The 23,580-nt window shown below is 43.0% G+C and carries 20 protein-coding genes; 11 read left to right on the top strand and 9 right to left on the bottom strand.

Annotation, left to right across the window (positions count from 1 at the left end; translation table 11 throughout):
- The first annotated feature begins 6 nt into the window (after window positions 1–6).
- The 8 genes from mrdA to lipA all read left to right on the top strand — a co-directional run bounded on the left by mrdA (window position 7) and on the right by lipA (window position 8,294).
- Window positions 7–1,863 carry a penicillin-binding protein 2 gene (gene mrdA / locus CXF80_RS18365; protein ID WP_101034343.1) on the top strand — a complete coding sequence of 619 codons (1,857 nt, stop codon included), beginning with the start codon at window positions 7–9 and terminating at the stop codon, window positions 1,861–1,863.
- A complete protein-coding gene (gene rodA, locus CXF80_RS18360) occupies window positions 1,845–2,966 on the top strand; it encodes a rod shape-determining protein RodA (RefSeq protein ID WP_283107445.1) in 1,122 nt (373 codons plus the stop codon). Before mrdA ends, rodA begins: the two co-directional genes overlap by 19 nt.
- A 65-nt stretch (window positions 2,967–3,031) precedes the next feature.
- Window positions 3,032–3,994: a lytic murein transglycosylase B gene (gene mltB / locus CXF80_RS18355; protein ID WP_232772235.1), complete on the top strand. Its 963-nt coding sequence runs from the start codon at window positions 3,032–3,034 to the stop codon at window positions 3,992–3,994.
- On the top strand, window positions 3,984–4,796 hold the full coding sequence (locus CXF80_RS18350) for a septal ring lytic transglycosylase RlpA family protein (RefSeq protein WP_101034341.1): 813 nt from the start codon (window positions 3,984–3,986) through the stop codon (window positions 4,794–4,796). Before mltB ends, CXF80_RS18350 begins: the two co-directional genes overlap by 11 nt.
- Window positions 4,797–4,949: 153 nt before the next feature.
- Entirely contained in the window at window positions 4,950–6,161 is a 1,212-nt protein-coding gene (locus tag CXF80_RS18345) for a serine hydrolase (RefSeq protein WP_101034340.1), read from the top strand.
- Between the two features lie 154 nt (window positions 6,162–6,315).
- Window positions 6,316–6,582 carry a DUF493 family protein YbeD gene (ybeD, locus tag CXF80_RS18340; RefSeq protein WP_101034339.1) on the top strand — a complete coding sequence of 89 codons (267 nt, stop codon included), beginning with the start codon at window positions 6,316–6,318 and terminating at the stop codon, window positions 6,580–6,582.
- A gap of 93 nt (window positions 6,583–6,675) precedes the next feature.
- Window positions 6,676–7,329: a lipoyl(octanoyl) transferase LipB gene (lipB, locus tag CXF80_RS18335; protein ID WP_101034338.1), complete on the top strand. Its 654-nt coding sequence runs from the start codon at window positions 6,676–6,678 to the stop codon at window positions 7,327–7,329.
- On the top strand, window positions 7,329–8,294 hold the full coding sequence (gene lipA / locus CXF80_RS18330) for a lipoyl synthase (protein ID WP_101034337.1): 966 nt from the start codon (window positions 7,329–7,331) through the stop codon (window positions 8,292–8,294). The genes lipB and lipA overlap by 1 nt, the downstream gene beginning before the upstream one ends.
- 86 nt (window positions 8,295–8,380) lie before the next feature.
- On the opposite strand, the gene rimI is transcribed toward lipA, so the two are convergent.
- From rimI to CXF80_RS18310, 4 genes are all read right to left on the bottom strand, one after another.
- Window positions 8,381–8,839, bottom strand: a complete 459-nt coding sequence (gene rimI, locus CXF80_RS18325) for a ribosomal protein S18-alanine N-acetyltransferase (protein ID WP_101034336.1) — start codon at window positions 8,837–8,839, stop codon at window positions 8,381–8,383.
- The gene (locus CXF80_RS18320) at window positions 8,826–9,200 is read right to left on the bottom strand and encodes a DNA polymerase III subunit psi (protein WP_101034335.1); all 375 of its coding nucleotides are present in this window, start codon (window positions 9,198–9,200) and stop codon (window positions 8,826–8,828) included. Before CXF80_RS18320 ends, rimI begins: the two co-directional genes overlap by 14 nt.
- Window positions 9,201–9,545: 345 nt before the next feature.
- On the bottom strand, window positions 9,546–11,975 hold the full coding sequence (locus CXF80_RS18315; RefSeq protein ID WP_101034334.1) for a YbcC family protein: 2,430 nt from the start codon (window positions 11,973–11,975) through the stop codon (window positions 9,546–9,548).
- 2 nt (window positions 11,976–11,977) lie between these two features.
- On the bottom strand, window positions 11,978–13,564 hold the full coding sequence (locus CXF80_RS18310; protein ID WP_232772175.1) for an NADH-quinone oxidoreductase subunit L: 1,587 nt from the start codon (window positions 13,562–13,564) through the stop codon (window positions 11,978–11,980).
- 98 nt (window positions 13,565–13,662) lie between these two features.
- Between CXF80_RS18310 and CXF80_RS18305 the strand changes: the two genes are divergently transcribed.
- Window positions 13,663–14,559 carry a LysR family transcriptional regulator gene (locus CXF80_RS18305; RefSeq protein WP_101034333.1) on the top strand — a complete coding sequence of 299 codons (897 nt, stop codon included), beginning with the start codon at window positions 13,663–13,665 and terminating at the stop codon, window positions 14,557–14,559.
- A gap of 249 nt (window positions 14,560–14,808) precedes the next feature.
- On the opposite strand, the gene CXF80_RS18300 is transcribed toward CXF80_RS18305, so the two are convergent.
- From CXF80_RS18300 to CXF80_RS18280, 5 genes are all read right to left on the bottom strand, one after another.
- The gene (locus CXF80_RS18300; protein WP_101034332.1) at window positions 14,809–15,246 is read right to left on the bottom strand and encodes a copper resistance protein CopC; all 438 of its coding nucleotides are present in this window, start codon (window positions 15,244–15,246) and stop codon (window positions 14,809–14,811) included.
- A 123-nt stretch (window positions 15,247–15,369) separates the two neighbouring features.
- On the bottom strand, window positions 15,370–15,675 hold the full coding sequence (locus CXF80_RS18295) for a DUF3240 family protein (RefSeq protein WP_101034331.1): 306 nt from the start codon (window positions 15,673–15,675) through the stop codon (window positions 15,370–15,372).
- A complete protein-coding gene (locus tag CXF80_RS18290; protein WP_101034330.1) occupies window positions 15,672–18,725 on the bottom strand; it encodes an efflux RND transporter permease subunit in 3,054 nt (1,017 codons plus the stop codon). Before CXF80_RS18290 ends, CXF80_RS18295 begins: the two co-directional genes overlap by 4 nt.
- A gap of 1 nt (window position 18,726) precedes the next feature.
- On the bottom strand, window positions 18,727–19,758 hold the full coding sequence (locus CXF80_RS18285) for a membrane fusion-like protein (RefSeq protein ID WP_101034329.1): 1,032 nt from the start codon (window positions 19,756–19,758) through the stop codon (window positions 18,727–18,729).
- Window positions 19,755–20,996, bottom strand: a complete 1,242-nt coding sequence (locus tag CXF80_RS18280) for a metal transporter (protein ID WP_101034328.1) — start codon at window positions 20,994–20,996, stop codon at window positions 19,755–19,757. Before CXF80_RS18280 ends, CXF80_RS18285 begins: the two co-directional genes overlap by 4 nt.
- A 190-nt stretch (window positions 20,997–21,186) precedes the next feature.
- On the opposite strand from CXF80_RS18280, the gene CXF80_RS18275 reads away from it, so the two are divergent.
- Together CXF80_RS18275 and CXF80_RS18270 are read left to right on the top strand one after the other, a co-directional pair.
- The gene (locus tag CXF80_RS18275; protein WP_101034327.1) at window positions 21,187–21,684 is read left to right on the top strand and encodes a helix-turn-helix transcriptional regulator; all 498 of its coding nucleotides are present in this window, start codon (window positions 21,187–21,189) and stop codon (window positions 21,682–21,684) included.
- A 951-nt stretch (window positions 21,685–22,635) separates the two neighbouring features.
- The gene (locus tag CXF80_RS18270; RefSeq protein WP_101034326.1) at window positions 22,636–23,436 is read left to right on the top strand and encodes a 3-hydroxybutyrate dehydrogenase; all 801 of its coding nucleotides are present in this window, start codon (window positions 22,636–22,638) and stop codon (window positions 23,434–23,436) included.
- Window positions 23,437–23,580: the final 144 nt, after the last annotated feature.

Here is a 23,580-nt window from a genome sequence, read left to right as displayed (position 1 = left end):
GCATAAGTGTCGCCAAAAAAGCGCATTACCATGCATGATCACGCCGCAGAGGCTGCGCTATTTAAACGCCGTGCATTGTTTACTTTCATTTGCGTGTTATTGCTACTCTGTATACTATTTTCAAACCTTTATCAGCTTCAAATTGTCTCTTACAAAGACTATGAAACTCGTTCAAATGATAACCGTATCCGTGTGGTTCCGACCCCGCCTAGCCGAGGGTTAATTTATGACCGTAATGGCGTACTATTAGCGGAAAATCAACCTTACTATTCTTTAGAGCTTATTCCCGAAAAAGTCAGTGATATCACGGCAACCTTAGATGAGCTTAATAGCCTGATTGGACTCTCAGATGATGAGCGCGAAAACATCACTGAAACCCTAAAGTTTCATCGTCGTTTTAAGCCGTTAACCATCAAAAACAAATTAACTGACGAACAAGTAGCCATATTTAGTGTTAATCAATTTAAATTCCCCGGTATTTATGTTGAAGCAGGCTTAAAACGTCACTATCCCTATAATGAGTTAATGACTCATGTGTTGGGTTATGTCGGCAAAATTAATAGCCGAAATAAGTCGCAGCTTGAAAAAAGCGACCAATGGAAAAACTATGCGGCAACTAAAGACATTGGTAAGATCGGCATTGAAAAATTTTATGAAAGTTTACTTCACGGCATGCCAGGTCACCTCGAAGAAGAGGTTAATAATCGTGGCAGGGTGATCCGCACGCTCAACGTCACCCCCCCGACACCGGGGCAAGATATCTATCTCACACTAGACCTCAAACTACAGCAAAAAGCCATGGAGTTGTTAGCTGGTCGTAAAGGGTCCATTGTTGCAATAGACCCTAGGAATGGCGATATTTTAGCCATGTTCTCAAGTCCATCATATGACCCTAACCCATTTGTACATGGCATTAGCTCTAAAGCTTATAATGGGCTATTAAATGATAAATCACGTCCATTAATTAATCGTTCAACTCAGGGACAATATTCCCCAGCATCAACCATCAAGCCGCATGTGGCGTTACTCGGTTTAGAAGAGAAAATCATTAACGAACGCACTCGAATTTGGGACCCTGGCTATTGGCAAATGCCAGGTGTGGAGCGCAAATGGGGGGATTGGAAAAAATGGGGTCATGGCTGGGTAGATACCTACCATGCCATTGTCGACTCCTGTGATGTTTTCTTTTATGAGCTCGTCTATAAGGTTGGCATTGATAGAATGGCTATCTTTATGGACCGTTTTGGCTTTGGCAGAAGTACTGGCGTTGATATTTTCGAAGAATCAAATGGCGTTATGCCCTCTCGAGACTGGAAAAGAATGCGTTACAATCAACCTTGGTATAACGGTGATACTATTTCGGTCGGTATTGGCCAAGGATATTGGACCACAACACCATTACAGCTTGCTAATGCCGTCACGATCATGGCAAATAAAGGCAAGCGATTTACGCCTCATCTATTAAAGTCATTTAAAAATAGTACCGTTAAAATGGATTCGCCCATTGATGAACAGCCGCCAATTGAGCTTAAAGATCCGCATAATTGGGACATTATTAATGAGGCGATGCGCCAAACTGCCGATAAATCTCGCTTTACGGATGCGAGCTATACCGCCGCAATGAAAACCGGTACCGCACAGGTGTTTAGTGTTGGCAAAGATGAAAAATATAATGCCGACACCATCGCCGAACACTTGCGCGACAATGCATTGGTTGTTGCTTATGCACCTTATGAAAATCCTCGTATTGTTTTGGCAGTCGTACTTGAACATGCTGGCTGGGGGGGGTCTAACGCTGGGCCGGTCGCAAGAGCACTGCTCGATGAGTATATTTTACGAGACGAATGGGCGGCAAAACCGTGAATAATCATCCATATCAAAAATCATTTTGGCAGAAGATACACATAGATGTGCCATTACTCACCGGCCTGTTAATACTAATGGGGGTTGGTCTCTTTATTATCTATTCAGCCAGCGGTGAAGATCCCGCGATGATGGAACGCCAGCTGGTCCGTATCACATTGTCACTGGGGGTCATGTTTTGTTTTGCACAAATCAACCCTGAAATACTCAGACGTTGGGCATTGCCGATTTATATCGCCGGAATACTCTTGCTACTGGGAGTCGACTGGTTTGGCACCATTAATAAAGGCGCACAACGTTGGTTGAATCTTGGGTTTATGGAGTTTCAGCCATCGGAACTGATAAAACTGGCCTTCCCGATCACCATGGCATGGTACATCAGTAAGTTTCCGCTACCGCCGAAAAAGCGCTATCTGGCGGGTGGTGTCATTATTTTGCTGATCCCAACACTCTTAATCGCTAAACAACCTGATTTAGGGACGTCTATTTTAGTGGCGGCCTCTGGGGTGTTTGTGTTGTTTTTATCCGGTATGAGCTGGTTGATTGTTGGCGGATTTATTACCGCCATTTTAATCTTTTTACCTATCATGTGGTTTTTCTTGATGCACGATTATCAGCGCACTCGAGTATTAACCTTATTTAACCCTGAACAAGATCCTCTCGGCGCGGGTTATCATATTATCCAATCCAAAATTGCCATTGGTTCTGGTGGATTGTGGGGTAAAGGTTGGCTTGATGGGACTCAATCACAATTAGAGTTTTTACCAGAGCGCCACACTGACTTTATCTTTGCGGTAATAGGAGAAGAGTTTGGGCTCATTGGCAGTTTACTCTTATTGGCAATGTATTTATTTGTGATTGCCAGGGGCCTTGTTATCGCTTCACGAGCACAGACCAGCTTTGCACGCTTATTGGCGGGCAGTATCACCCTAACATTCTTCGTCTACGTTTTTGTCAACATAGGCATGGTATCAGGAATTTTACCCGTAGTAGGTGTTCCTTTACCACTGATAAGCTATGGTGGAACCTCGATGCTGACCTTAATGACAGGCTTTGGTATTTTAATGAGCATTCACACCCACAGACGATTTGTCGACCGATAGGATTAACCGCAACTATGACAAAAATAACCGTTCAAATCGCCAGCCTAGCATTACTTAGCAGCGTCATGTTCAATCTCAATGCTGCAACTGAAAATGATCCCCAAGCATTACAAAATGCATTTGTAAAAGAACAGGTAAAAAAAGGTGCTAGCAAGGCTGAGGTGGAACAATTTTTATCCACTTCCACCTTCGACCAAAACATTATTGATGCCATGACTAAACCATGGGAAGCCAAGCCATGGCACCAGTATTATCCTATTTTCTTGACCGACAAGCGCCTAGAAAAAGGCTTAGCTTTTTGGCAAGAAAACCATGCAGTGATTAGCCAAGCTGCTGAAAAATTTAACGTCGACCCACAAATTATTGTCGCCATAATTGGTATTGAAACCTTTTATGGTGGCTACATGGGTAATTATCGTGTCCAAGACGCGTTGTACACCTTGGGCTTTTATTACCCACCACGCGCCACGTTCTTTCGCAGTGAATACGCCAACTTAATGTCGTTAATTAAAGAAGAAAAACTCGATAATGACACCTTAAAAGGCTCATATGCTGGCGCGATGGGCTATGGACAATTCATTCCATCAAGCTACCGTCATTACGCGGTCGACTTTGATGGCGACGGTCGACGTGATTTGTTAACCAGTAAAGCCGATGCTATTGGCAGTGTCGCTAATTATTTTCATCAGCATGGATGGCAACAAGGCCAACCCGTGGCATTATTGTTAAACCACACGTCAACCTCGACCCCAAAAGCTAAAGTGTGGACCAAAGAGAAATTGCATTACAAAGTCTCTGATATATTAAGCCCAACATTAAGCTTGGCTAATAACCAAGATATTGATGCATCGCAAGCGGCTATGTTAGTCAAATTAGACCAAGTAGAGAATGCTGAGTATTGGTTAGGACTGAAAAACTTTTATGTCATCACTCGATATAACAGAAGCCCATTATATGCAATGGCGGTATATCAATTTAGCCAACAACTTAACGCTCATCATTTATCGGTAAATCAAAATGGCCATTAATTACCGTTTCATTCTATTGATCATTTTAAGCAGTTTATTACTCATAAGTTGTTCGTCAAATGAGGGTAAGAAATCCTCTTCAGAACAAAAAAGCCGCTATCAAATGGCTAATGATCGTTATCCAGACGACGCACCAGACGTAAGCTTGGTTAAAAATGCCCAACCTAAATACGAACCTTATAGCAGGCAAGGCAATCGTGATTACACGGTTTTAGGCAAAAACTATCAAGTACTCGACAGTGGAAAGGGATTCAAAGAACAAGGTCATGCCTCATGGTACGGCTCAAAGTTTCATGGTCATTTAACCTCAAATGGTGAAACTTATGATATGTATACTATGTCAGCAGCACATAAAAACTTGCCTTTACCCAGTTATGTCAAAGTGACCAATTTAGAAAACAATAAGCAAATCATCGTCCGTGTAAATGACCGTGGACCGTTTCATCATGGTCGAGTCATTGATCTTTCTTATGCGGCGGCTTATCACTTAGGTATGCTGGCAAGAGGCACGACAAAAGTAGCACTGGAAACCGTTTACATTCCCTCACCAGAAGAGCGAGCCATTAGCGATTTAAACGATGCCGACAATCACTTTATTCAAGTTGTGGCCTCCCAAGATAAATTACGCATCAATATGTTGGCAAAGCAATTAGAAACCAAATACGCGGTTACCTCACGCGTATCCTCCACAAAGGGTATTCACAGATTACAATTGGGTCCGATCCGACAAATTCACCTCACCAATAAGTTGCTCGATCGTTTGCAAGCTGATGGCTATCCGCAAAGCTTTATCGTACCGTAAGCCATAATACTGGCGATAAGAGTCTCATTAAGGTTCATTTATATCGGATGAATGAACCTTAATGCGAAATGATGGCCTACTAATGTATAATCAATAAAATTATACCAATTGATTTTTGTCTTTTCTTCGACTAACTAGAGACGTGCTAACTTCATGATAACTTCCAAAACTGCTCAATTAACAACTATGCTCTTTGCATCAGTTGTGTGTTTTTCTTCACTCGCAGCAACGCCACAACCAGATGCACGTCCAACGCCTAATCGCGTACCTATGGTGACACCTGATGCACCCAGTGTTGCAGCCAAAGCTTATGTGCTAATGGATTATAATTCTGGCAGAGTCATTGCAGAAGAAAATGCCTACGAAAGTTTAAATCCAGCAAGTCTTACCAAGATGATGACCAGTTATGTGATTGGTCATGAAATCCGTGTCGGTAATATTTCATTAGATGATGATGTCACCATTAGCAAAAATGCTTGGGCAAAGAATTTCCCTGATTCATCAAAAATGTTCATTGAAGTGGGTAAAACCGTCAAAGTACACGACTTGAATCGCGGTATTATCATTCAATCGGGGAATGATGCCTGTGTTGCGATGGCAGAGCATATTGCCGGAACAGAAGGTGCATTCGTTGATCTAATGAATTCATGGTCCAAGCAATTGGGCATGAAAGACAGTTACTTTGAAAACTCTCATGGCTTAGATTCTGAAAATCACAAAACAACAGCTTATGATATGGCTATTTTAGGCGCTGCGCTGATCCGTGATGTGCCTGATGAATATCGTGTTTATGCTGAAAAATCATTTACCTATAACGGAATTAAGCAATATAACCGTAATGGCTTATTATGGGATAAAAGCTTAAACGTAGATGGTATTAAGACGGGCCATACATCAGGTGCTGGCTACAACTTAGTATCATCAGGCACCAGCGAAGGCATGCGTCTTATCACAGTCGTGATGGGTACCGCGAGTGAGTCTGCACGTAAGGCTGAGAGTAAAAAACTACTCAACTATGGTTTCCGTTTCTTTGAAACCATCACACCTTACAAAGCTGGCGATACCTTTGTGACTCAAAAGATTTGGTATGGCGATAGAGAAACGGTTGATCTTGGTGTCATGACCAATACTCCGATTACCATTAGCCGTGGTCAGGCAAAAGATCTACAAGCTAACTTTGAATTAACCAAACCATTAACGGCCCCGCTGGCAAAAGGCGAAACCGTAGGGCGTGTGTTTTTCCAGCTTGATGGAAAAGACATTGCTCAGTTTCCGCTAGTGACATTGAATGAAGTCCAAGAAGGCGGCTGGTTTAGCAAATTAATGGATTACTTTAAGCAAATGTTCGCCAGTCTGTTTGAGTAATTAAATTGATGTAGATTATTTATTAATGAATCTATTAGTGAATCAACTAATTAAAGCCGCCTGATCAGCGGCTTTAATATTTCAGATCTATCAGGCTTGAATCGGGTATAATTATCACCATATAAGTAATACCAAAACAGAATCGAGTAAGCTAATGTTAAATACAACGTTTGACCAAGTAATGGAATTTCCTAATTCGTGCCCTTTCAAAGTGATTGGTGAAGCAGATGATACCTTAGCCGATCGTGTTGTTGCCGTGGCGCAACAACTTGCGCCAGATGATTATGTTCCAAGCGTTAAAGCATCGAGCAAAGGCAGTTACTATTCAGTGACCATTCGGATTACGGTAACCAGCAAAGCGCATATTGAAAAAGCGTATATGGATCTTGCCGCAATTGAAGGCGTAAAAAGAGTATTGTAAACGCCAAAAAGTCATCATTACCTATATACTTGAGTATAATACTCAACAATTAATCCATTCATTCGATGGATATACCCAATTTATCTGGGGGAGATGTTACCCTTGCAAACACTGCACATTCGCCACCTTGGCATGCAAGACTATGAATCAACATGGCATGCCATGCAGGACTATACTGACACTCGTGATAGCGACAGCCAAGATGAACTTTGGATTGTTGAGCACCAGCCAGTATTTACCCAGGGTCAAGCAGGTAAAAGCGAGCATATACTCAACCCTGGTGACATTCCGGTTATTCAAGTAGACCGAGGTGGTCAAGTCACTTATCACGGACCTGGACAACTAGTGGTTTATCCACTTATCGATATCAAACGTTATAAAATAGGCGTTCGTCAGTTAGTGAACAATATAGAGCAAAGTATTGTGGATATGCTGACTTATTACGATATCAATGCGTACGCAAAAGCAGACGCACCGGGTGTTTATGTAGCAGAACGAAAAGTGGCCTCTTTAGGATTACGCATTCGTAAAGGTTGCTCTTTTCATGGCTTAGCATTAAATGTCGACATGGATTTAGCCCCGTTCCAGCGCATCAACCCTTGCGGATATGCCGGTTTAGAAATGGTGCAATGTAAAGCATTGGGGGGTCCACAGACCGTGCTTGAAGCTGGCGATAAATTAATCCAAACCTTTAGCCAAATTATGGGCTATCAACAACTTTTACATCATCAAGGATTAGCAGAATAATGAATAGGCCTGAAAGATTACAGCCAGGTGTCAAATTACGTGATGCCGAAAAAGTCGCTCGAATTCCTGTAAAAGTAGTGCCATCAGAGCGCGAAACTATGCTGCGTAAGCCAGATTGGTTGAGAGTCAAATTACCCGTATCAAATCAACGCATTCTCGATATAAAAGCGGCATTACGTAAAAATGGATTACACTCAGTGTGTGAAGAAGCCTCTTGCCCTAACTTAGCAGAATGCTTTAACCACGGTACGGCAACCTTTATGATTTTAGGGGCGATTTGTACCCGTCGTTGCCCATTTTGTGATGTAGCCCATGGTCGCCCGCTCAAAGCCGATGCTAACGAGCCTAAAAAGCTAGCGCAAACTATTCAAGACATGAAGCTGAAATATGTGGTGATTACCTCTGTAGATCGTGATGATTTACGTGATGGTGGCGCGCAACATTTCGCTGATTGTATTCGCGAAATTCGTTTGTTAAACCCTGAAATCAAGATTGAAACTCTGGTTCCTGATTTCCGAGGCCGTATTGATGCTGCTTTAGATATTTTAGCGACAGAGCCACCTGATGTCTTTAATCACAATTTAGAAACGGCTCCAGCGCATTATCGTAAAGCGCGTCCAGGCGCTAACTATCAGTGGTCATTAGATCTGCTTAAGCGCTTTAAAGAACGTCATCCAACTATTCCGACAAAGTCTGGTTTAATGATGGGTCTAGGCGAAACAAACGAAGAGATTGCCCAAGTATTACGTGATTTACGTGCCCATAACGTTGAAATGTTGACCCTTGGTCAATATTTACAACCGTCTAAATTCCACCTGCCCGTTGAACGTTATGTTCCACCAGCGGAATTTGATCAATTGAAAGTACTAGCCGATGAGCTTGGTTTTACCCATGCAGCCTGCGGCCCATTGGTTCGTTCAAGCTACCATGCTGATTTACAAGCACAGGGTAAAGAAGTGAAGTAACCTTTTCCTTGAATAAAAAAACAGCGCTAAATTAGCGCTGTTTTTTTTCAATGAGTTCGAAACAAGCCTGATGCTTTACTCAAAAATCAATCCAATGATAAATCCATTAAAATTGCGTCTTCATAGCCATCATGGGTAGGGTAATAATTTTTACGCCGTCCAGCCTCAATAAAACCGACTTTATCATATAAGTATTTTGCTGCCTTATTTGACTGGCGTACTTCCAACATCAACACCAAGGCGCCGGCATTTTTTGCATCATCAATGAGCTGCTGCATTAATGCCGCCCCCAAACCTGAACCTTGTTTTTCAGGTGCCACACAAATATCAAGTAAGGTCGCCTCATCAATAATCTGCTGTACTATCGCAAAACCACACAAATCATCTTGGCGCTTAATGCCCACTACTCGATATAAAGGCCCAAAACACTCTTTTAAGCTCATTTCAGACCAAGGATGAGTATGCGCTAGCTTTTCAATCTTCGCCATTACAACAGCATGCTCAACCCTAAGAGGCACAATTACGTCAGCATCAATGTTGTTCATTGGGCTCGCCTTTGCTCAATGGTTGAGTTTTATCTAAATACTGGGATATTTGCTGCCACAGTTGACGTTTTTCGTCTGCCTGAGCATGGAGTTCTGTTAATGGGGCGCTTACAATCCAAGCGACACGGGGACGGGTTTTTATCTTACGCATATCCCATATCACCTTTGGCCCTTTGACCATTTCACAATCAAATTCACACTGATCAATTTCAACGTCCAATAAACCGAGTACATCATTAATGAATGTTTGATCAGACAAATCGGCATCAAGATCATGTAACACTAAGTAAGGCTTTAACGGTTTATCGGCACTAAGCCAGCGAGTAATATTCATCGCATCTAAATAAGCAAATTTATCCATCGGACTCTCAAAACAACGATACTGTGTTAAGCATAACAGCTAAGTAAACGAGGTTGTATGGTAATTTAACATCAAGCTTTGTTGATATACGGTTTAATTAATAGCAATCAAATTCAGGTTGGTATTAGCATAAAACCGCACGTAAAAACCTCTATCAGCACTCAGGTTGCTTCTATGTTGGCCCATAGATGAGTCGCAAGTTGAATCGAAAATACACGACTCTCGTGCTACGTCTGTTAGTCTTGGCATCGCTACCGAGGTTTCAAGCACCTCAAACACACCTATAAATCGATTGAATAATATCAATACCTTTGGCTTCACACTGATCTAAACGTGATAAATAGCTTATGTCTTGTCAGTCTCTTGGGGTAACCATTGGCCTTGGTAATAACGTTCTATCAAGCCTTCATCTGACCAGCGCAGCAGATACAACCATTGGTTATCTATCAGCCAACGAACATTGTCATGTTTTGCGGTGATTTGTTCGATAGGTTCCCTCGGCGCGGCTAAATAAACCGCTAAACGCTGTGGCTGGTGCATCCATTTTTCACCATCATGCAACGACTGCATCGACAAGCCAATGCGTAAATCGCCCCCATTACCTTCAAACACCCCTATATGACCTGCTACTGCGTTATGTAATAACTTATTGCCACAACCATATTTCAAATTATCGCTGACCGATGCGTTATATTGCATATTAATCCAATTGGTTACGACCATGGGCGCCGTCATAATTAATTCTAATACCGCAAAGCCATCATCATTTTGCCACTGATAGTCATGTAAAAAACTACGACCTTGTAGATTGATATTTCTGGTCCAACACCGAGGTGCAACAATAAAGGCGGCATTGTTTGCCAGTCCCCACTCGGGACGCACTTGAGACCAGTCATGACTGCGTTGAGTATAAAATCGGTCCAGCACAGCTGCACTGCTGTTAGCCAAACTCGGGGCGATTTGCACGATACGTTCTCGTTGTGCTGTTTCGGTAGCCGCTTGTAGCCATGACGCGACGGTCTTATCGAGTTTGGTATCAAAACAATCAATATGATCCGTGGTGGTGTTATGCAGTGCAGCCACAAACCGTGTCGCCGCGGGGATCGTAATACCTAATTCTGTCAATGCCTTGCGTACCTCTTGATCATTGAGCAATTGGGCTAAAACACGCACATTCACTTCACCGGATTGCCCACCACAGGCACCACAATCTAAACCTGCTGCATGCAAATTGTTGCTTGTATGGCTGCCATGCCCAACCAGCAGCACGGTAGCGGCAAACAGGTCTAGTCCCATCGCATGTAGAATGCCTTTTGCCAGTTCGGCTTTATCGGTTACTGATAGTACCTGAGCATTTTTTCGTAGCAGCCAGCTTTTTTGATGGGTCAGCGCATTAACAGGATGATCAGTTTGTGTAGCAAAAAATGACCTTTTTAGCATCTTAAAGGCATAAAGCCATCCCATGGATTCCACCATAGAGAATGCCGAAGGGGCAGCTTGTGACCATGTTTGCCACCGCGCCTTTATATTGAGCGTATCGACTTGCGTTTGGGTATCACGCCATTCAGACACTTGTATAACCGGCTTTAACAATCCCGGTAACTGAGGTCGAGACAGTTCACTATCGTGCGGTTGATACTCTAAAGGTAAACCAAAAAAACCGGCAAACCCTATTGTTTGAATGTCATCACTTTGATCTTCTAACGCTCGACGTATCACCTCTGAACGCACATCAATGCAAAATGCCGCTTGTAGCCTTGATGTTGTCATCAGGTGTTTTTTAGCATTGATTAACTGAGTATTAAGCCAAGCTTGATAACTCAACTCAGCGGCCTTTGCCCACACCCAAAGGGGTTTCTGTACTTGCTCATGTTGCTCAACTAAAAGCGCTAATTGGTCTTTTTCACCTAACCAAAGTGCAGCTAATTGAGTGAAACTATCTGTTTGTTGTGCCTTTAAATAGCGCCAAATGACCAATTCCCAAGCCATACGGATCGCGAGTAGTTGCAACATTTCATCGCAGGGCTTTGCATGTAAGTCACCTTGCCAGCGCAAATAAGCAACCCAAGACGCCCAGCCATTAATATCGAGTAGCAATGCATGGGCATAATCTTCTATCACAGTATCATCGACACCCAGCTCATCAACCGCCTCAGCGAGCAAAGTCTCAGCATCTGGTGGCAATTGCTGAAAATACTGCTGCAAACCGGGTTCATCCATAATAATACTGATCCCTCGGTCACGACGTGTCATATCGAGCCAGTGACGATATAAATCTGCCGGAGCTGAAATATCGCTAGCAGGAAAAATAGGGCGCAATTGTTGATAGTATGCAGCGCAAAACTGACTAATTTGATGAATAATTTCATCACGCCATGCCATCTTGTGCTGGTCACGTTGGTTATCCAATAAATCGGCAATATTATGCCAGTGAGCAAGATCATCTTCTTGGTTAAGAAAGATCGCGAGTTGCTCGACGGACATCGCGATGCCTTGTTGCTCAGCCGCTAATTGCAACGCATCTTGGCTGATTTCGCCTTGTGCATATAAATGGCGATAATGAGCTTTTGGCATTAAACACTCAACCCGATCAAGTGCAGAGACTCGCGCTGAGACCTGTTCGATTGGCTGGTCACGCATTTGCCAAAAGGGATTAACCGCAATCATTTGATCGAGCGGCCATGTGGGTGCTATTTTCTGACCCGCAGTGGTCAATAGTGCCTTTTGGGTTTCAGTCAGCTGCCCCACCGAGGTTGATTTAATCGCGACATTCATGCTTATAACTCCTCAATTTTAGTGGCTTTGGTGCTGTCTAAAACCTTAATATTGGTGCGCACAGGCAACCGCACAGGCCACACTTTTAACGTCAGTCGTGTCAGCCACTCATCTAAATATAAACCGGCAAACAAATCGATATACAAGTGCTGCAGTGCCGGTTTATGTAGCTGATATCGCAGCATCCAACTCAGAACAAACAAGCTGACAAATAACAGTATCGCGACAATATCAACCGCACTAAAAGCCTCAACCTGCAATGCTGGCGAGGTGGTAATAATTTCGCCAAACACCCACTTAAACCCGCTGTAACTGAGCACCAATAAGATGGTTAATAGCAAGACGGGCATAATGCTGCTGCGTAAACGCTCACTATGGCGTTGGGCAATTAACATCGTCAGGGCTAAAACCAACAACAGCCAAACACTCCATACACCTTGATAGTCCAATGCCATTACTGCCACCGATACAATGAGGGTAGAAAAGACTGCTGCCACTATCCAATCTATCAGGTTAGGATTGGCCGCTGGCGCAAGACGACGTTGCATGTCTTGATACACTGCGCTCCCAGAGTTCAAAAATGCATACGCTTTGTAGACTGAATGAGTGAGTAAATGCACTAATGCTAATTCAAATAAACCCAATGCACATTCAACTAACATCAAGCCCATTTGCGCACTCGTTGACCAAGCCAAGCGTACCTTTACACTAATTCGAGTGGCCATAATCAATGCGGCGATAACCGTGGTCAATCCAGCAACAATAATCACTAGCCACTGGGCAACGGCAGATTGAATGAACAAAGGGCCAAATAAAATCAGCAAAAATCCCCCTAAGTTAATGACCCCAGCGTGCAGTAATGCACTGACAGGTGTTGGCGCTTCTACAACCTGCATTAACCAGCCGTGAACGGGTAATTGCGCACATTTAATCAAGGCCGTTACCGCGATGAGTACTGCAGCAATATGATCAACGGTGGTGAGTTGCACACTATTGTCTATAGCAACGGCATTAAAGTGAGCCACTAAGTCACTTATCAATAACGTACCATGCTGCTGATACAACAAAATAATCGCAGCCATTAACGACATTTCTGCGGTTCGTGCTAATAAGAATTTTTTATGGGCAGCGAGCGCTGCGCGAGGACGTTCAGGATAAAAAGTTAACAGCTTATGCAAAGCTAAGCTAATCGATACCCAACCCAACCAGAACAATAGCAAATGGTTGCTAATAACCACCAACGAAACAGCGGCAAGGGTATTAAGTAGCCAGTGCCAATAAGTACCGCCACGGGGTTCGCCCGCCATGTAATTGCGAGAAAATGCAATTAAGATGACACTCATAAATACCACCAGCCCCATCATCACTAAGCTTAGCTTTGATTGGCTAATGTATTGCGCATCGGCGTCTAGACTAGGTAAGCCCAGTATCGCAGCTAATGCAGCCATAAAGAGCAACACAATAAGGCCACTTACGTTAACTAACCATGTCGCTTTATTTTTTAAACTAGCACGACCACTCCACCCGCTAGCAAAAATTAACGTGATTGGAATACTTAACAAAAAAACGGATGATAACGCTATATTCATAAACAGCCTCTTCTTTTAGTCGTAAGAGTATGTCAGAGCTATATCTTTAATAAAAACATATATAAACTAATAAAACGTTCTGTTTTGGTTAACTATTAATGAGCCGTCTTAATTATCATCATCTTTACTATTTTTGGCGCGTAGCGGTTGTGGGTAACCTGACCCACGTCGCCAAAGACCTGCATATTTCACAGTCCGCATTGTCGGCCCAAATTAAGCAATTTGAACACAACATGAATGTTAACTTGTTTGAGCGAAGAGGTCGGCGCCTGATCCTAACCGCTCATGGCCATCGCGTGTTGGCATATGCTAACGATATATTTAGCAAAGGCGAAGAGCTTGAGTCATTTTTACGTAAAGGCAGCATCAGTGAAAAGCAGCATTTATCTATCGGAGTATTAACCACGTTATCACGAAATTTTGTAGAGAGTTTTATCAGCCCGTTACTTGCTAATGCGGATGTGAGTTTTTCTTTAACAGCTAAAGGAATGAGTAATCTCTTAAACGGACTCGCTAATCATGAACTTGATTTGGTGCTAACCAATCGACCAATCAGTGTCGATAAAAAAGATCCATTATGGCAAACCCAACTAGTCTCCCGGCAGCCCCTGGCGATTGTTGGCCCAAAAGGCAAGGTGATTAACGACAGTTTTCCTAATGGTTATCAGGATATGCGTTGGGTATTGCCCGGTAAGAATAGTGAAATTCGGGCTGCATTTAACTCCTTCTGTGCAACCTGGCAATATCAACCAGATGTGCAAGCAGAAGCCGATGACATGGCAATGCTTCGCCTTTTAGCCCGAGACAGTGGCGCATTGGTAGTGCTACCCCCTGTCGTCGTTAAAGATGAAATTGAACAGGGTATTTTAGAAGTGTATCAACGCTTACCCAATGTGTACGAGAATTTCTATGCCATTACGACCCAACGAAAGTTTGTCCCAGAGGTGTTATTAGCGCTGTTAAAACAACATATAGACACTGAAGTCAGCAATTAACGGATAGCAATACAAACGCCTGGTATATGACGACCACCGCGGCCAATAAGATTGCCATCAAGCATTGATAAATGACGCTCTTCAATCCAGCGTGCCTAACGATATTGGCACGCTTACTTAACTTTATCGGCAAACATAACATCCGTTTAGGCGCTGGCGCTTAACTAACGTTTTGTTGGCTCGTAGCCCTTGGCTCATAGCACATAGTCGATAGTCGATAGTCGATAGTGATAAGGTCATCCCCGTGGGCTAATGATGCAACTTTTTATGCAATATTCCGTATTTGTGCGTTTTAGTTGATGGTCGAGGATAGATGTCATCATCTGGTATTGTTAACTTTATATCCCCCTGTTGAATTGAATTATCATGGTTGTAGATCCGCCATAAAATGAGATAGTCAGCGGGAGCAAGTTTGGGGATCTCAAAAGAAAATGCCTTATGCTCACCCTTAGGGACTTGAACACCTAAGTTAATCAGGTAACCGTCGTTATCCTTAATAGTCATTGACGTTAAGATAACGGCCTCATCGAATGAAATCTTCATTATACTCGCAGGAGCCATAATGAACTCTACGGCTACACTACGATCAGTTACGGTGCGATCATTTGGGCTTAGCTCATTGGCAGAAACGCGGTTAAAGGCCAACATCGTCAATAAAAATAGTCCGAAACAGTTATAAAATGTCATTTGTAACGCCTTATCATTTAGCTAAATAATGATAATCAGACTGTAAAACCCGTTGCATACTAGCTTCGAAATACCAACAGGCTACGGCAGTAGCCTCTAACTCATATAACAACTGACTGTCTGCTAACATAAAGTACCGCTATGTACGATTGGCGTGATCCAGTAACGACAAGGATTGTTTTTACACACAACAGCGAGGGCGCTCAATAATGCCTGTTGCTGCTCAAGCGGATGCATAATTTCAAATTTACAAAACTCCCGGTAACCTTCAACTTGCTCCTTAATATTAAAGTGGCTGTGCTCGCGACTAAAACCACAGATATTACCTAGGCTAAAACCTGACAAGAAATCAAGCTCAATTAAGGTATCGACGATATCATCCTTGATATCATTTTGGGCGATCAGCACTAACAGTTGCTCGGTGATCATTGACGTTTCTCCAGCCAGTAATAAAGGATGGGCAATAAATAAAGTGTTGTAATGGTTGATGTTAACAAACCACCTATGACCACAATGGCTAAAGGTTTTTGGATTTCAGCACCCGGTCCAGAAGCAAATACCAGCGGCATTAAGCCAAACATCGCCGTGGTGGCCGTCATCAAGATTGGCCGTAAACGCCTGGCAGCGCCCTGCTCTACTCGTGCCAATAAACCACTGAATAGATGTTTGGTCTGCTCATAATAACTCACCATCACCACGCCATTGAGTACCGCCACGCCAAGCAGTGCAATAAAACCGACAGATGCTGGTACAGATAGATATTCACCGGAAAAATATAAGCTCACAATACCGCCCATCATGGCAAACGGCACGTTAGCGAGGATCAAACCGGCTTTAGCCAGTGAGCCAAAAGTGGTGAACAAGATTAGCGTAATTAATGCAATCGCTATTGGGATAACCAGCAGTAAATTATTGGTCGCACGTTGTTGGTTTTCAAACTCGCCACCAAAGCTGACACTGTATCCGCTAGGAAACTTGATCTCGGCGGTAATTTTAGCGTTGAGCTCTTCTACAAAACTGACGATATCGCGTCCCTGCACGTTAGTAGTGATAACCGAGAAACGATCGCCTTGCTCTCGTTCAATTAAAATCGGTCCTTCTTTGTAGCTTAACTTGGCCACATCGGTAATGCGCTTCAGTGAATGATCCGGCATCACCAGCAACTGGTTTTGCAGTTCATGAATGCTACTTAAACCACTTTGATTATTGGCTATCAATACTGGCGTGCGCTTCTTACCTTGTAGCACTTCGGTGACAACCACTCCTTCGAGTTGACTCTTGAGGTAACGAGCAAACTCCATGGTACTCATGCCAAAACCGCGAGCCAATTCGTTATCTAAGGTTAAATTGATAAAAGGACTGCCTTCAATCATCGACATTTTGACATCAATACTGCCGCTCGTGGTACTGACCAACTGCTCTATCTGAGCGGTTAATTGCCCAAGAGTATCAATATCGGTGCCAAATACCTTAATGGCCACATCACCAATACTGCCGGTAAGCATTTCCGAGACGCGCATCTGGATAGGCTGGGTAAAGTTAAAATTCACCCCAGGAAAATTAAGCAGCTCGCTGCGAATCGCCTCAATTAATTGCTCTTTATGATCAAATCGCCATTCATCCCGTGGAGCAAGCTCCAGAAATACATCGGTCTCATTAAGGCCCATAGGATCTAAACCAATTTCATCGGCTCCGGTGCGAGCAACCATCTGCTTAATCTCAGGAACTGCAGCAAGCAAGGTCTGCTGAATTTGCTTATCAATCGCAATAGAGGCCTCAAGCGAGATAGAAGGCGATTTTTCTAGCTGTAAAATGATGTCACCTTCATCTAAGGTGGGCATAAAGGTTTTACCCACTAAGCTAAACAAGCCTAAGCTGACAATGAGTAAGACAAACGCGATGATCATAAAAGGCTTTTTATGATTAAAGGTACTTTTAAGGCTGCTGAGGTAGGCGGCTTTGAGTTTTTCAATGGCCTTGGGTTCTTGAGCGGCCTTTTCATTAACAAGATAAGAGGCAACTACCGGAATGACGGTGAGCGATAACACCAATGCCGACAACATGGCGAACACGATTGTCACCGCAACAGGAGTAAACAATTTGCCCTCAAGCCCTGTTAACGTCAGTAACGGCGAGAACACTATCATTACAATCACAGTGCCAGACACCACAGGAATGGCGACATCTTTAGTGGCACGATAAATAAGATGTAAGCGCGGTAAACGTTGCTTAGTCGCAATCAGGTTGACCATGTTTTCAACCACCACCACTGAAGAATCAACCAACATACCAATGGCAATCACTAATCCCCCCAAGCTCATCAGATTGGCAGAAAGATTGAATAGATCCATCATCAAAAAAGTCATCAATGCAGCGAGAGGCAAAGACAATGACACCACCAAAGCGGCGCGGACATTACCTAAAAACAGAGCCAATAGCACAATAACTAACAGCACAGCTTCAAACAATGCACTTGAAATGGTATCGATGGCGGTATTAATTAGATTAGCGCGATCATAAAAGGTATTAATCACACTGCCTTCAGGTAACGTTACGCTTATCTGTTCAAGCTTATCTTTAATGCTGCTGACCACTTGGGCAGTATTGGCATCTTTAAGGGCAATAATTAATGCCTCAGCAGCCTCTTCACCGTCTTTGGTCACAGCGCCATAACGAGCCAGATGGCCAATTTGAATGTCAGCCAAGTCCCTAAGGCGATACACCTTGGCGTCATCGGCCTTAATCACCAATTGCTTAAGTTCATCAATATCATCAATGCGCCCTTCAGCGCGGACGATAATAGTATCGGTGCCAATAGTGAGCTTGCCGGCGCCTTCATTATGGTTATTATCAATAATCGCTTGTTGTAATGAGGCAAAACTCACCCCGGCGGCGGCCATCGCTGAAGGATTGGGATTAATGCTAAAGCTCTTAGCATAACCGCCCAAAATATTGACATCGGCGACCCCAGCAACGGTGCGCAGCAGTGGGCGAACTTCCCATTCCAGTAACTGCCTGCGTTCCATTAAAGATAAATTAGGGTTTTCCAGAGTGAACATAAAAATCTCACTCAATGGCGTACTCATAGGTGCAACACCACCCGATACGCCCTCTGGAAAACTGTCCCACACCGCGGCTAGTCGCTCGCTCACCTGCTGTCTTGCCCAATAGATATCAGTCCCTTCGATAAAATCCAAGGTAATGTCGCTGATGGCGTACTTGGTCGTTGAGCGTAAAATAGCCTGATTCGGTATACCTAATAACTCAGTTTCGATAGGCACGGTAATTTGAGCTTCAATTTCTTCAGGCGTCATCCCGGGCGCTTTTAGGATGATTTTCACTTGGGTCGGTGAAATATCAGGAAACGCATCCAGCGGAATAAAAAACCAAGCGCGAGCGCCAGCTAACATTAATATCAGCGCCACAATAAGCACGAACAGGCGCTGAGTGAGCGAAAAACGGATCACGGAAGCGAGCATATTATTCGCCTCCTAAGCCAAGTAATATCCCTTTAACAGCAGCAACAGATTGAGATAACACTTGTATTTGGCTTAAGTCTTGATCACTCGCAACAATATATTCATCAGGGGTAGAGCCTAAAATATCGATACTGAGCGCGGACAATGTTTGCGTTGTTTGTATAAAGATTTGGCTCTCTTGTTGCCAACTAAATACGCTATTTTTGGGTAACAGATACACGGCTTTTTGATACTCAGGTATCGCGGTGATTTGCTGCCCTAACAGTAGGTTACACTCTTGAGGTACCGGCATTGACCACGCAGTTAAAAAAACACCATCCGCAATAGCCGATACTTCATCTATCGCAATATGACACTGATTAATGTTAACCGCCGATAATGAGGTTGATTGACTCATGGGCACATTCACCTTAACCCGAATACTGTCGGTGGGTACCAGCGAAAATAACTGGGCGCCGGCGGTATAAGGGCTATTGAGATGATTAAGATTAACTATGCCTGCAACGGGTGCCATCACTACTAACGATTCTGTATCAGCATCGATGCTTTGCACCATCTCCATAAAATGTTGCATATGCTCGTATTCAAGATGAGTACTGAAATAGTCTTGACTGATCTCGCGCCATTTATCCGTGCTAATACTGCCATTGTTTAATAGCGGCTTGTTGCGGTCATAACGCTGTTTAGCAAGTTGATAAAGACTTTTAGCCGCCTCTATTTGAGCCAGAAAATGAAACACTTCAGGCCCGGTCAATCTTACAATCGCCCGGCCTTTGGTGACAATTTGCCCTTGGCCCACTAAAAACGTCACTTGTTGGATATTTTCAGGTGTACTGACCCAATAATCATTACCGGGTAAGCGCTCTATTTGTGCTGGCAGAGAGCTACCTTCATAACTGGCCACTTTTCGAGGCTGAATATAGCTCAGTTCTAAGCTACCCAATTCGGCAAGTGATATCGACTCCGCGGACGCGAAACTGACTGAGAAACAGATTGATATACATAAAAAGCTGGCACCAAACTTGGCCATCATAATGAAATTCCTAAGGCTTGCAGTTGCTGAGAGTGAAGTTGTTGCTGAGAGACTTGGTTAAGCGCTAATTGCGATTCGGTATCAAGCGCATCCATATAGCGGCGCAGCCAGATTTCATAGCCAATTTGATTTTGATCTTTCACTTTAGCTAAATGTTCAGTAATGGTTCGGCTTAGCGTCAGCCCGCGCTGCAACAACTGCTGCTGTTGGCGGAGACTTTGCTGTTGCATTGCAAGCTTTTCTGTTTGAGTTTTTAATTCAAGGTAGATGCGTTCACTGTTTAGACTCTGTTCTTGATGGTCTTTTTGCCAAATGGACAGCTCACTTTGTGATAACGCCGAGCCAAAGCCCAGTGGCACGCTAATTCCGAGCCCTAAATGTTGGTCATTAAATTGATCGCCAGCGGTTTCTTTTGCGGTCAATGACAGTGTCCAGGGATCTTGCTCTCCTGCTTGCTGACTTTTAATCATTAACAACTGTTGTTGCTGTTGCAAAGATTGCAATTGCCACAATGGATGCTGCATTAACGCCACGTGAATCGCATCAAAGTTATTGGTTTCAAGTTGAGAGATTTCATGGCCGTCTTCTTCTATTTTCTGGGGCATTTCGTTAAGGCCAGTTAACGAACGAAAAAGAGAAAGCGCCTCAGCTTGTTGCTGCTTAAGATCAATCTGGGCTAAATCAATATCAACGCGCTCACGCTCGAGCAGTAATAAATTCACCACAGGTAACTCTCCAACATCGGAAAGTTGCTTTTGCTGAGCATATAATTTTTCGAGTAAACTGGCTTTACGATTCAGCTGACTAAGCTTGACCGATGCAATGCGATGGTCCCACATGCTTTGTCTGAGCAATCCAGATAAGTACAATTTTTGTAACGCTACTTGTTGGCCTTGCAAAGCTTGCGTCAACTGCCTTAGCTGTTTATCGCTGCTGTGCAAACTCAATGATTTCATCGGTAGATTGAGCGATACCTCTTGCTCGTAAATGTTATTATTATCAAGGTCGTTAAGGTAACTTAAACTAATAATGGGTAAGCCTGACAACCAAGTCGAACTGCTCAACTCTACACCACGACCATCATTGAGTGGCGTGCCATTGAGTTGTGTCGCTTTTAACCTAGCTTGGCTTATTTGCACAAGTTGTGGCAGTTCATTGCTAAAAGCGACATGGCTAAAAATACCGCTAGCTAAAGTAATTAAAAGACATATTTTGAAACTAAACTTAACCGCAGACATAAGTAATTTCTTTTACCCCAAATGTATACAGATTGTAACGGTTACCCCCTAGAATACATGGGGAATATGTATCATAATGATGGGTATAGTACATATGTACCATAAATTAGATAACTGATTTTATTGAATTAAATTAATAAGCATCATTTTTAGTTAATTTGTATTACTTATTCGTTTCAGGATCTCTGCCATGAAAAAAGATGTAGCCATTATTGTATTATTACTGCTGATAACGCTGTTTAAGCTGTTTGACATCATCGCTGACTTGCAGCTCGAGATCCCTGCTTGGCATATAGCGCAAGAGAGTATTTTGGTATTGCTTACCATCGTGGGGAGTATCTATTTAGGTTACGACCTCATACGCAGTTCTCGCCAAGTAAAAGCGCTGGGGTTCAAACTCGCAAACGCTGACAAACAGATCAATAACATGTCGAGCAAAATGCGCGCAGCCAGACAAGAATATAGTCAAACGATTGCCATTCAATTTGATACTTGGGGTTTTACAAAAAGTGAGCAGCAGGTTGCCCTTTTATTGTTAAAAGGGCTCAGTTTTAAAGAGATTGCCGAAGTGCGACTAACAAAAGAAAAAACGGTTCGTCAACAAGCCTCAACGATTTATAGTAAAGCTGAAGTCGATGGCCGCCACACTTTCAGTGCTTGGTTTATGGAAGATTTTATTCAAGACTAAAGACTTAAGATCTGGACTCGGTGTAAGACGTAACGTCTACCTGTGTGCTCACTGCTACATTTTATTATTGGCTCAACGGATAACGTAGACATAGCGATAGATCAGTTTTTACTGAGAAAGAGAAAGAGAAAGCGGGATTCCCAGAGACTGTCATTTTTCAGCGAATGTGTCTAGTATTCCTAGGCCTTACCAGTCTGTAGGTGTTAATTAAACGTCAAATTCTCCCCCCATCATTTGAGCTTAACAATTGGCATTTAACCCAGATTTTCAACGACATAGTAAGCAATCATTTTCTTTCTCTGTTTATCAAGACGTAATAGCCCCAATCCATAATCTGTTGTGCGGTCATTATTGGACACTAAGGTCATATTTTCAGTGCCGATGGTTTGAACTCTTTGATAATATTTTCAGGAATACCACATAATCCAAGACCACCCGTAATGATGGTTATACCAACTTAACGTCCTGCTAATGCTGCGGCGTAGCTGTCAACGACCTTATTAAATCCACACATAAAGCGCTCTATTTTGAAGATTAACCAGCAAATCGTACTAATTAACCACAAGGTTGGTTAAGCGGTCTGATAAGTAAGCCAAAATCAAAATAGTTGACCTATTCCATATCAAACTTGTTATTTGTTTTACTAGCAAGGCGCATTGGCGTGTCAATAACAAGCCTATTGCAAGTTAATGCAACACAGTTAGCGGGATAAAAGACTGTTTGATGACCCTTTTATTATCCCGATCTGAGATTAATAACAATTACCGAAAAATGTAACCGTTCCTATGGTACTAAGGTGCCAAATAAATAGTCCTGTAATTGCTTTACTCTGAGGTACTAAATCTGAGAGTACTAAATCGGATTGTAGTGAATACAATTTCGCTATGAAACATTAACTGTGGGTGATCACATATGCTGTCATTGCCGCTATAGAATTGAGGAACGGATACTATGTCGACGTTACAAACAGGACTAAAAGGGAAAGTGGCGCTTATTACTGGCTCAACTAGCGGTATTGGTCTGGCGACTGCCCACGTGCTTGCAGAGCAGGGTTGTCATATCGTGTTACATGGGCTAATGGACCAAGATGATGGACTCTCTTTAGCCTCTGAATTTGCAGCTCAGTACCAAATAAACACTTTTTTTAGCAATGCGGACTTAAGAGATGCTAACTGCATACATGAGTTTATCAATAATGCGGTTAATGCCTTAGGGAGTATCGATATTTTGGTCAACAATGCTGGAATTCAACATACACAAGATATCACTAATTTTCCGATAGAAAAATGGAATGACATCATCGCCATTAACTTATCCTCCGCTTTTCATACCATTCAAAAAGTCGTGCCTTTAATGGCTGAAAAAAAGTGGGGACGGATCATCAATATTGCCTCAGTCCATGGTTTAGTCGCCTCAGCGAATAAAGTGGCCTATTGCGCAGCAAAGCATGGGATTATTGGATTAACAAAAGTGGTCGCGATTGAATGTGCGGAGCAAGGTATTACCGTTAACGCAATTTGTCCTGGATGGGTTGATACGCCGCTTATCAGTAAGCAAATTGACACAATAGCAACGGATAAAAGCTTGAGTTATGAAGATGCAAAATACCAGCTGGTGACCTCCAAGCAGCCATTACCAGAAATGTTAGCCCCCAGAGAAATAGGTGAGTTCGTGTTATTCCTTTGTGGCAATGCAGCAAGAGGCATTACAGGTTCAGCACTTCCGATGGACGGCGCTTGGACGGCACAATAAGCTTAGCTAACCTTATGTTTAAACGTTAGTATTTAGCAAAAAATTCAACCCGTATTCGCTGTGTGCGAATACGGGTTGTTTTATTTGCCGAGACACAGACCTTACCAATCGATGTACTAGCCAAGATGATAGTGTTGCTTAAAA

It is taken from the genome of Shewanella sp. Actino-trap-3 (assembly GCF_002836275.1).
Classification (GTDB): domain Bacteria; phylum Pseudomonadota; class Gammaproteobacteria; order Enterobacterales; family Shewanellaceae; genus Shewanella; species Shewanella psychromarinicola.
The sequence above is the reverse complement of the archived record's forward strand: the minus strand, read 5'-3'. Positions and strand labels throughout refer to the sequence as shown.

Bases quoted from the DNA above. Each gene is read 5' to 3' on its own strand.
- CXF80_RS18280 (WP_101034328.1), bottom strand. From the start codon at position 20,996: ATGTCTGCGGTTAAGTTTAGTTTCAAAATATGTCTTTTAATTACTTTA.
- rimI (WP_101034336.1), bottom strand. From the start codon at position 8,839: ATGAACAACATTGATGCTGACGTAATTGTGCCTCTTAGGGTTGAGCAT.
- CXF80_RS18275 (WP_101034327.1), top strand. From the start codon at position 21,187: ATGAAAAAAGATGTAGCCATTATTGTATTATTACTGCTGATAACGCTG.
- rodA (WP_283107445.1), top strand. From the start codon at position 1,845: ATGGGCGGCAAAACCGTGAATAATCATCCATATCAAAAATCATTTTGG.
- CXF80_RS18270 (WP_101034326.1), top strand. From the start codon at position 22,636: ATGTCGACGTTACAAACAGGACTAAAAGGGAAAGTGGCGCTTATTACT.
- CXF80_RS18305 (WP_101034333.1), top strand. From the start codon at position 13,663: ATGAGCCGTCTTAATTATCATCATCTTTACTATTTTTGGCGCGTAGCG.
- lipA (WP_101034337.1), top strand. From the start codon at position 7,329: ATGAATAGGCCTGAAAGATTACAGCCAGGTGTCAAATTACGTGATGCC.
- lipB (WP_101034338.1), top strand. From the start codon at position 6,676: ATGTTACCCTTGCAAACACTGCACATTCGCCACCTTGGCATGCAAGAC.
- CXF80_RS18300 (WP_101034332.1), bottom strand. From the start codon at position 15,246: ATGACATTTTATAACTGTTTCGGACTATTTTTATTGACGATGTTGGCC.
- CXF80_RS18285 (WP_101034329.1), bottom strand. From the start codon at position 19,758: ATGATGGCCAAGTTTGGTGCCAGCTTTTTATGTATATCAATCTGTTTC.
- CXF80_RS18315 (WP_101034334.1), bottom strand. From the start codon at position 11,975: ATGAATGTCGCGATTAAATCAACCTCGGTGGGGCAGCTGACTGAAACC.
- ybeD (WP_101034339.1), top strand. From the start codon at position 6,316: ATGTTAAATACAACGTTTGACCAAGTAATGGAATTTCCTAATTCGTGC.
- CXF80_RS18310 (WP_232772175.1), bottom strand. From the start codon at position 13,564: ATGAATATAGCGTTATCATCCGTTTTTTTGTTAAGTATTCCAATCACG.
- CXF80_RS18350 (WP_101034341.1), top strand. From the start codon at position 3,984: ATGGCCATTAATTACCGTTTCATTCTATTGATCATTTTAAGCAGTTTA.
- CXF80_RS18290 (WP_101034330.1), bottom strand. From the start codon at position 18,725: ATGCTCGCTTCCGTGATCCGTTTTTCGCTCACTCAGCGCCTGTTCGTG.
- CXF80_RS18345 (WP_101034340.1), top strand. From the start codon at position 4,950: ATGATAACTTCCAAAACTGCTCAATTAACAACTATGCTCTTTGCATCA.
- mltB (WP_232772235.1), top strand. From the start codon at position 3,032: ATGTTCAATCTCAATGCTGCAACTGAAAATGATCCCCAAGCATTACAA.
- CXF80_RS18320 (WP_101034335.1), bottom strand. From the start codon at position 9,200: ATGGATAAATTTGCTTATTTAGATGCGATGAATATTACTCGCTGGCTT.
- CXF80_RS18295 (WP_101034331.1), bottom strand. From the start codon at position 15,675: ATGATCACCGAGCAACTGTTAGTGCTGATCGCCCAAAATGATATCAAG.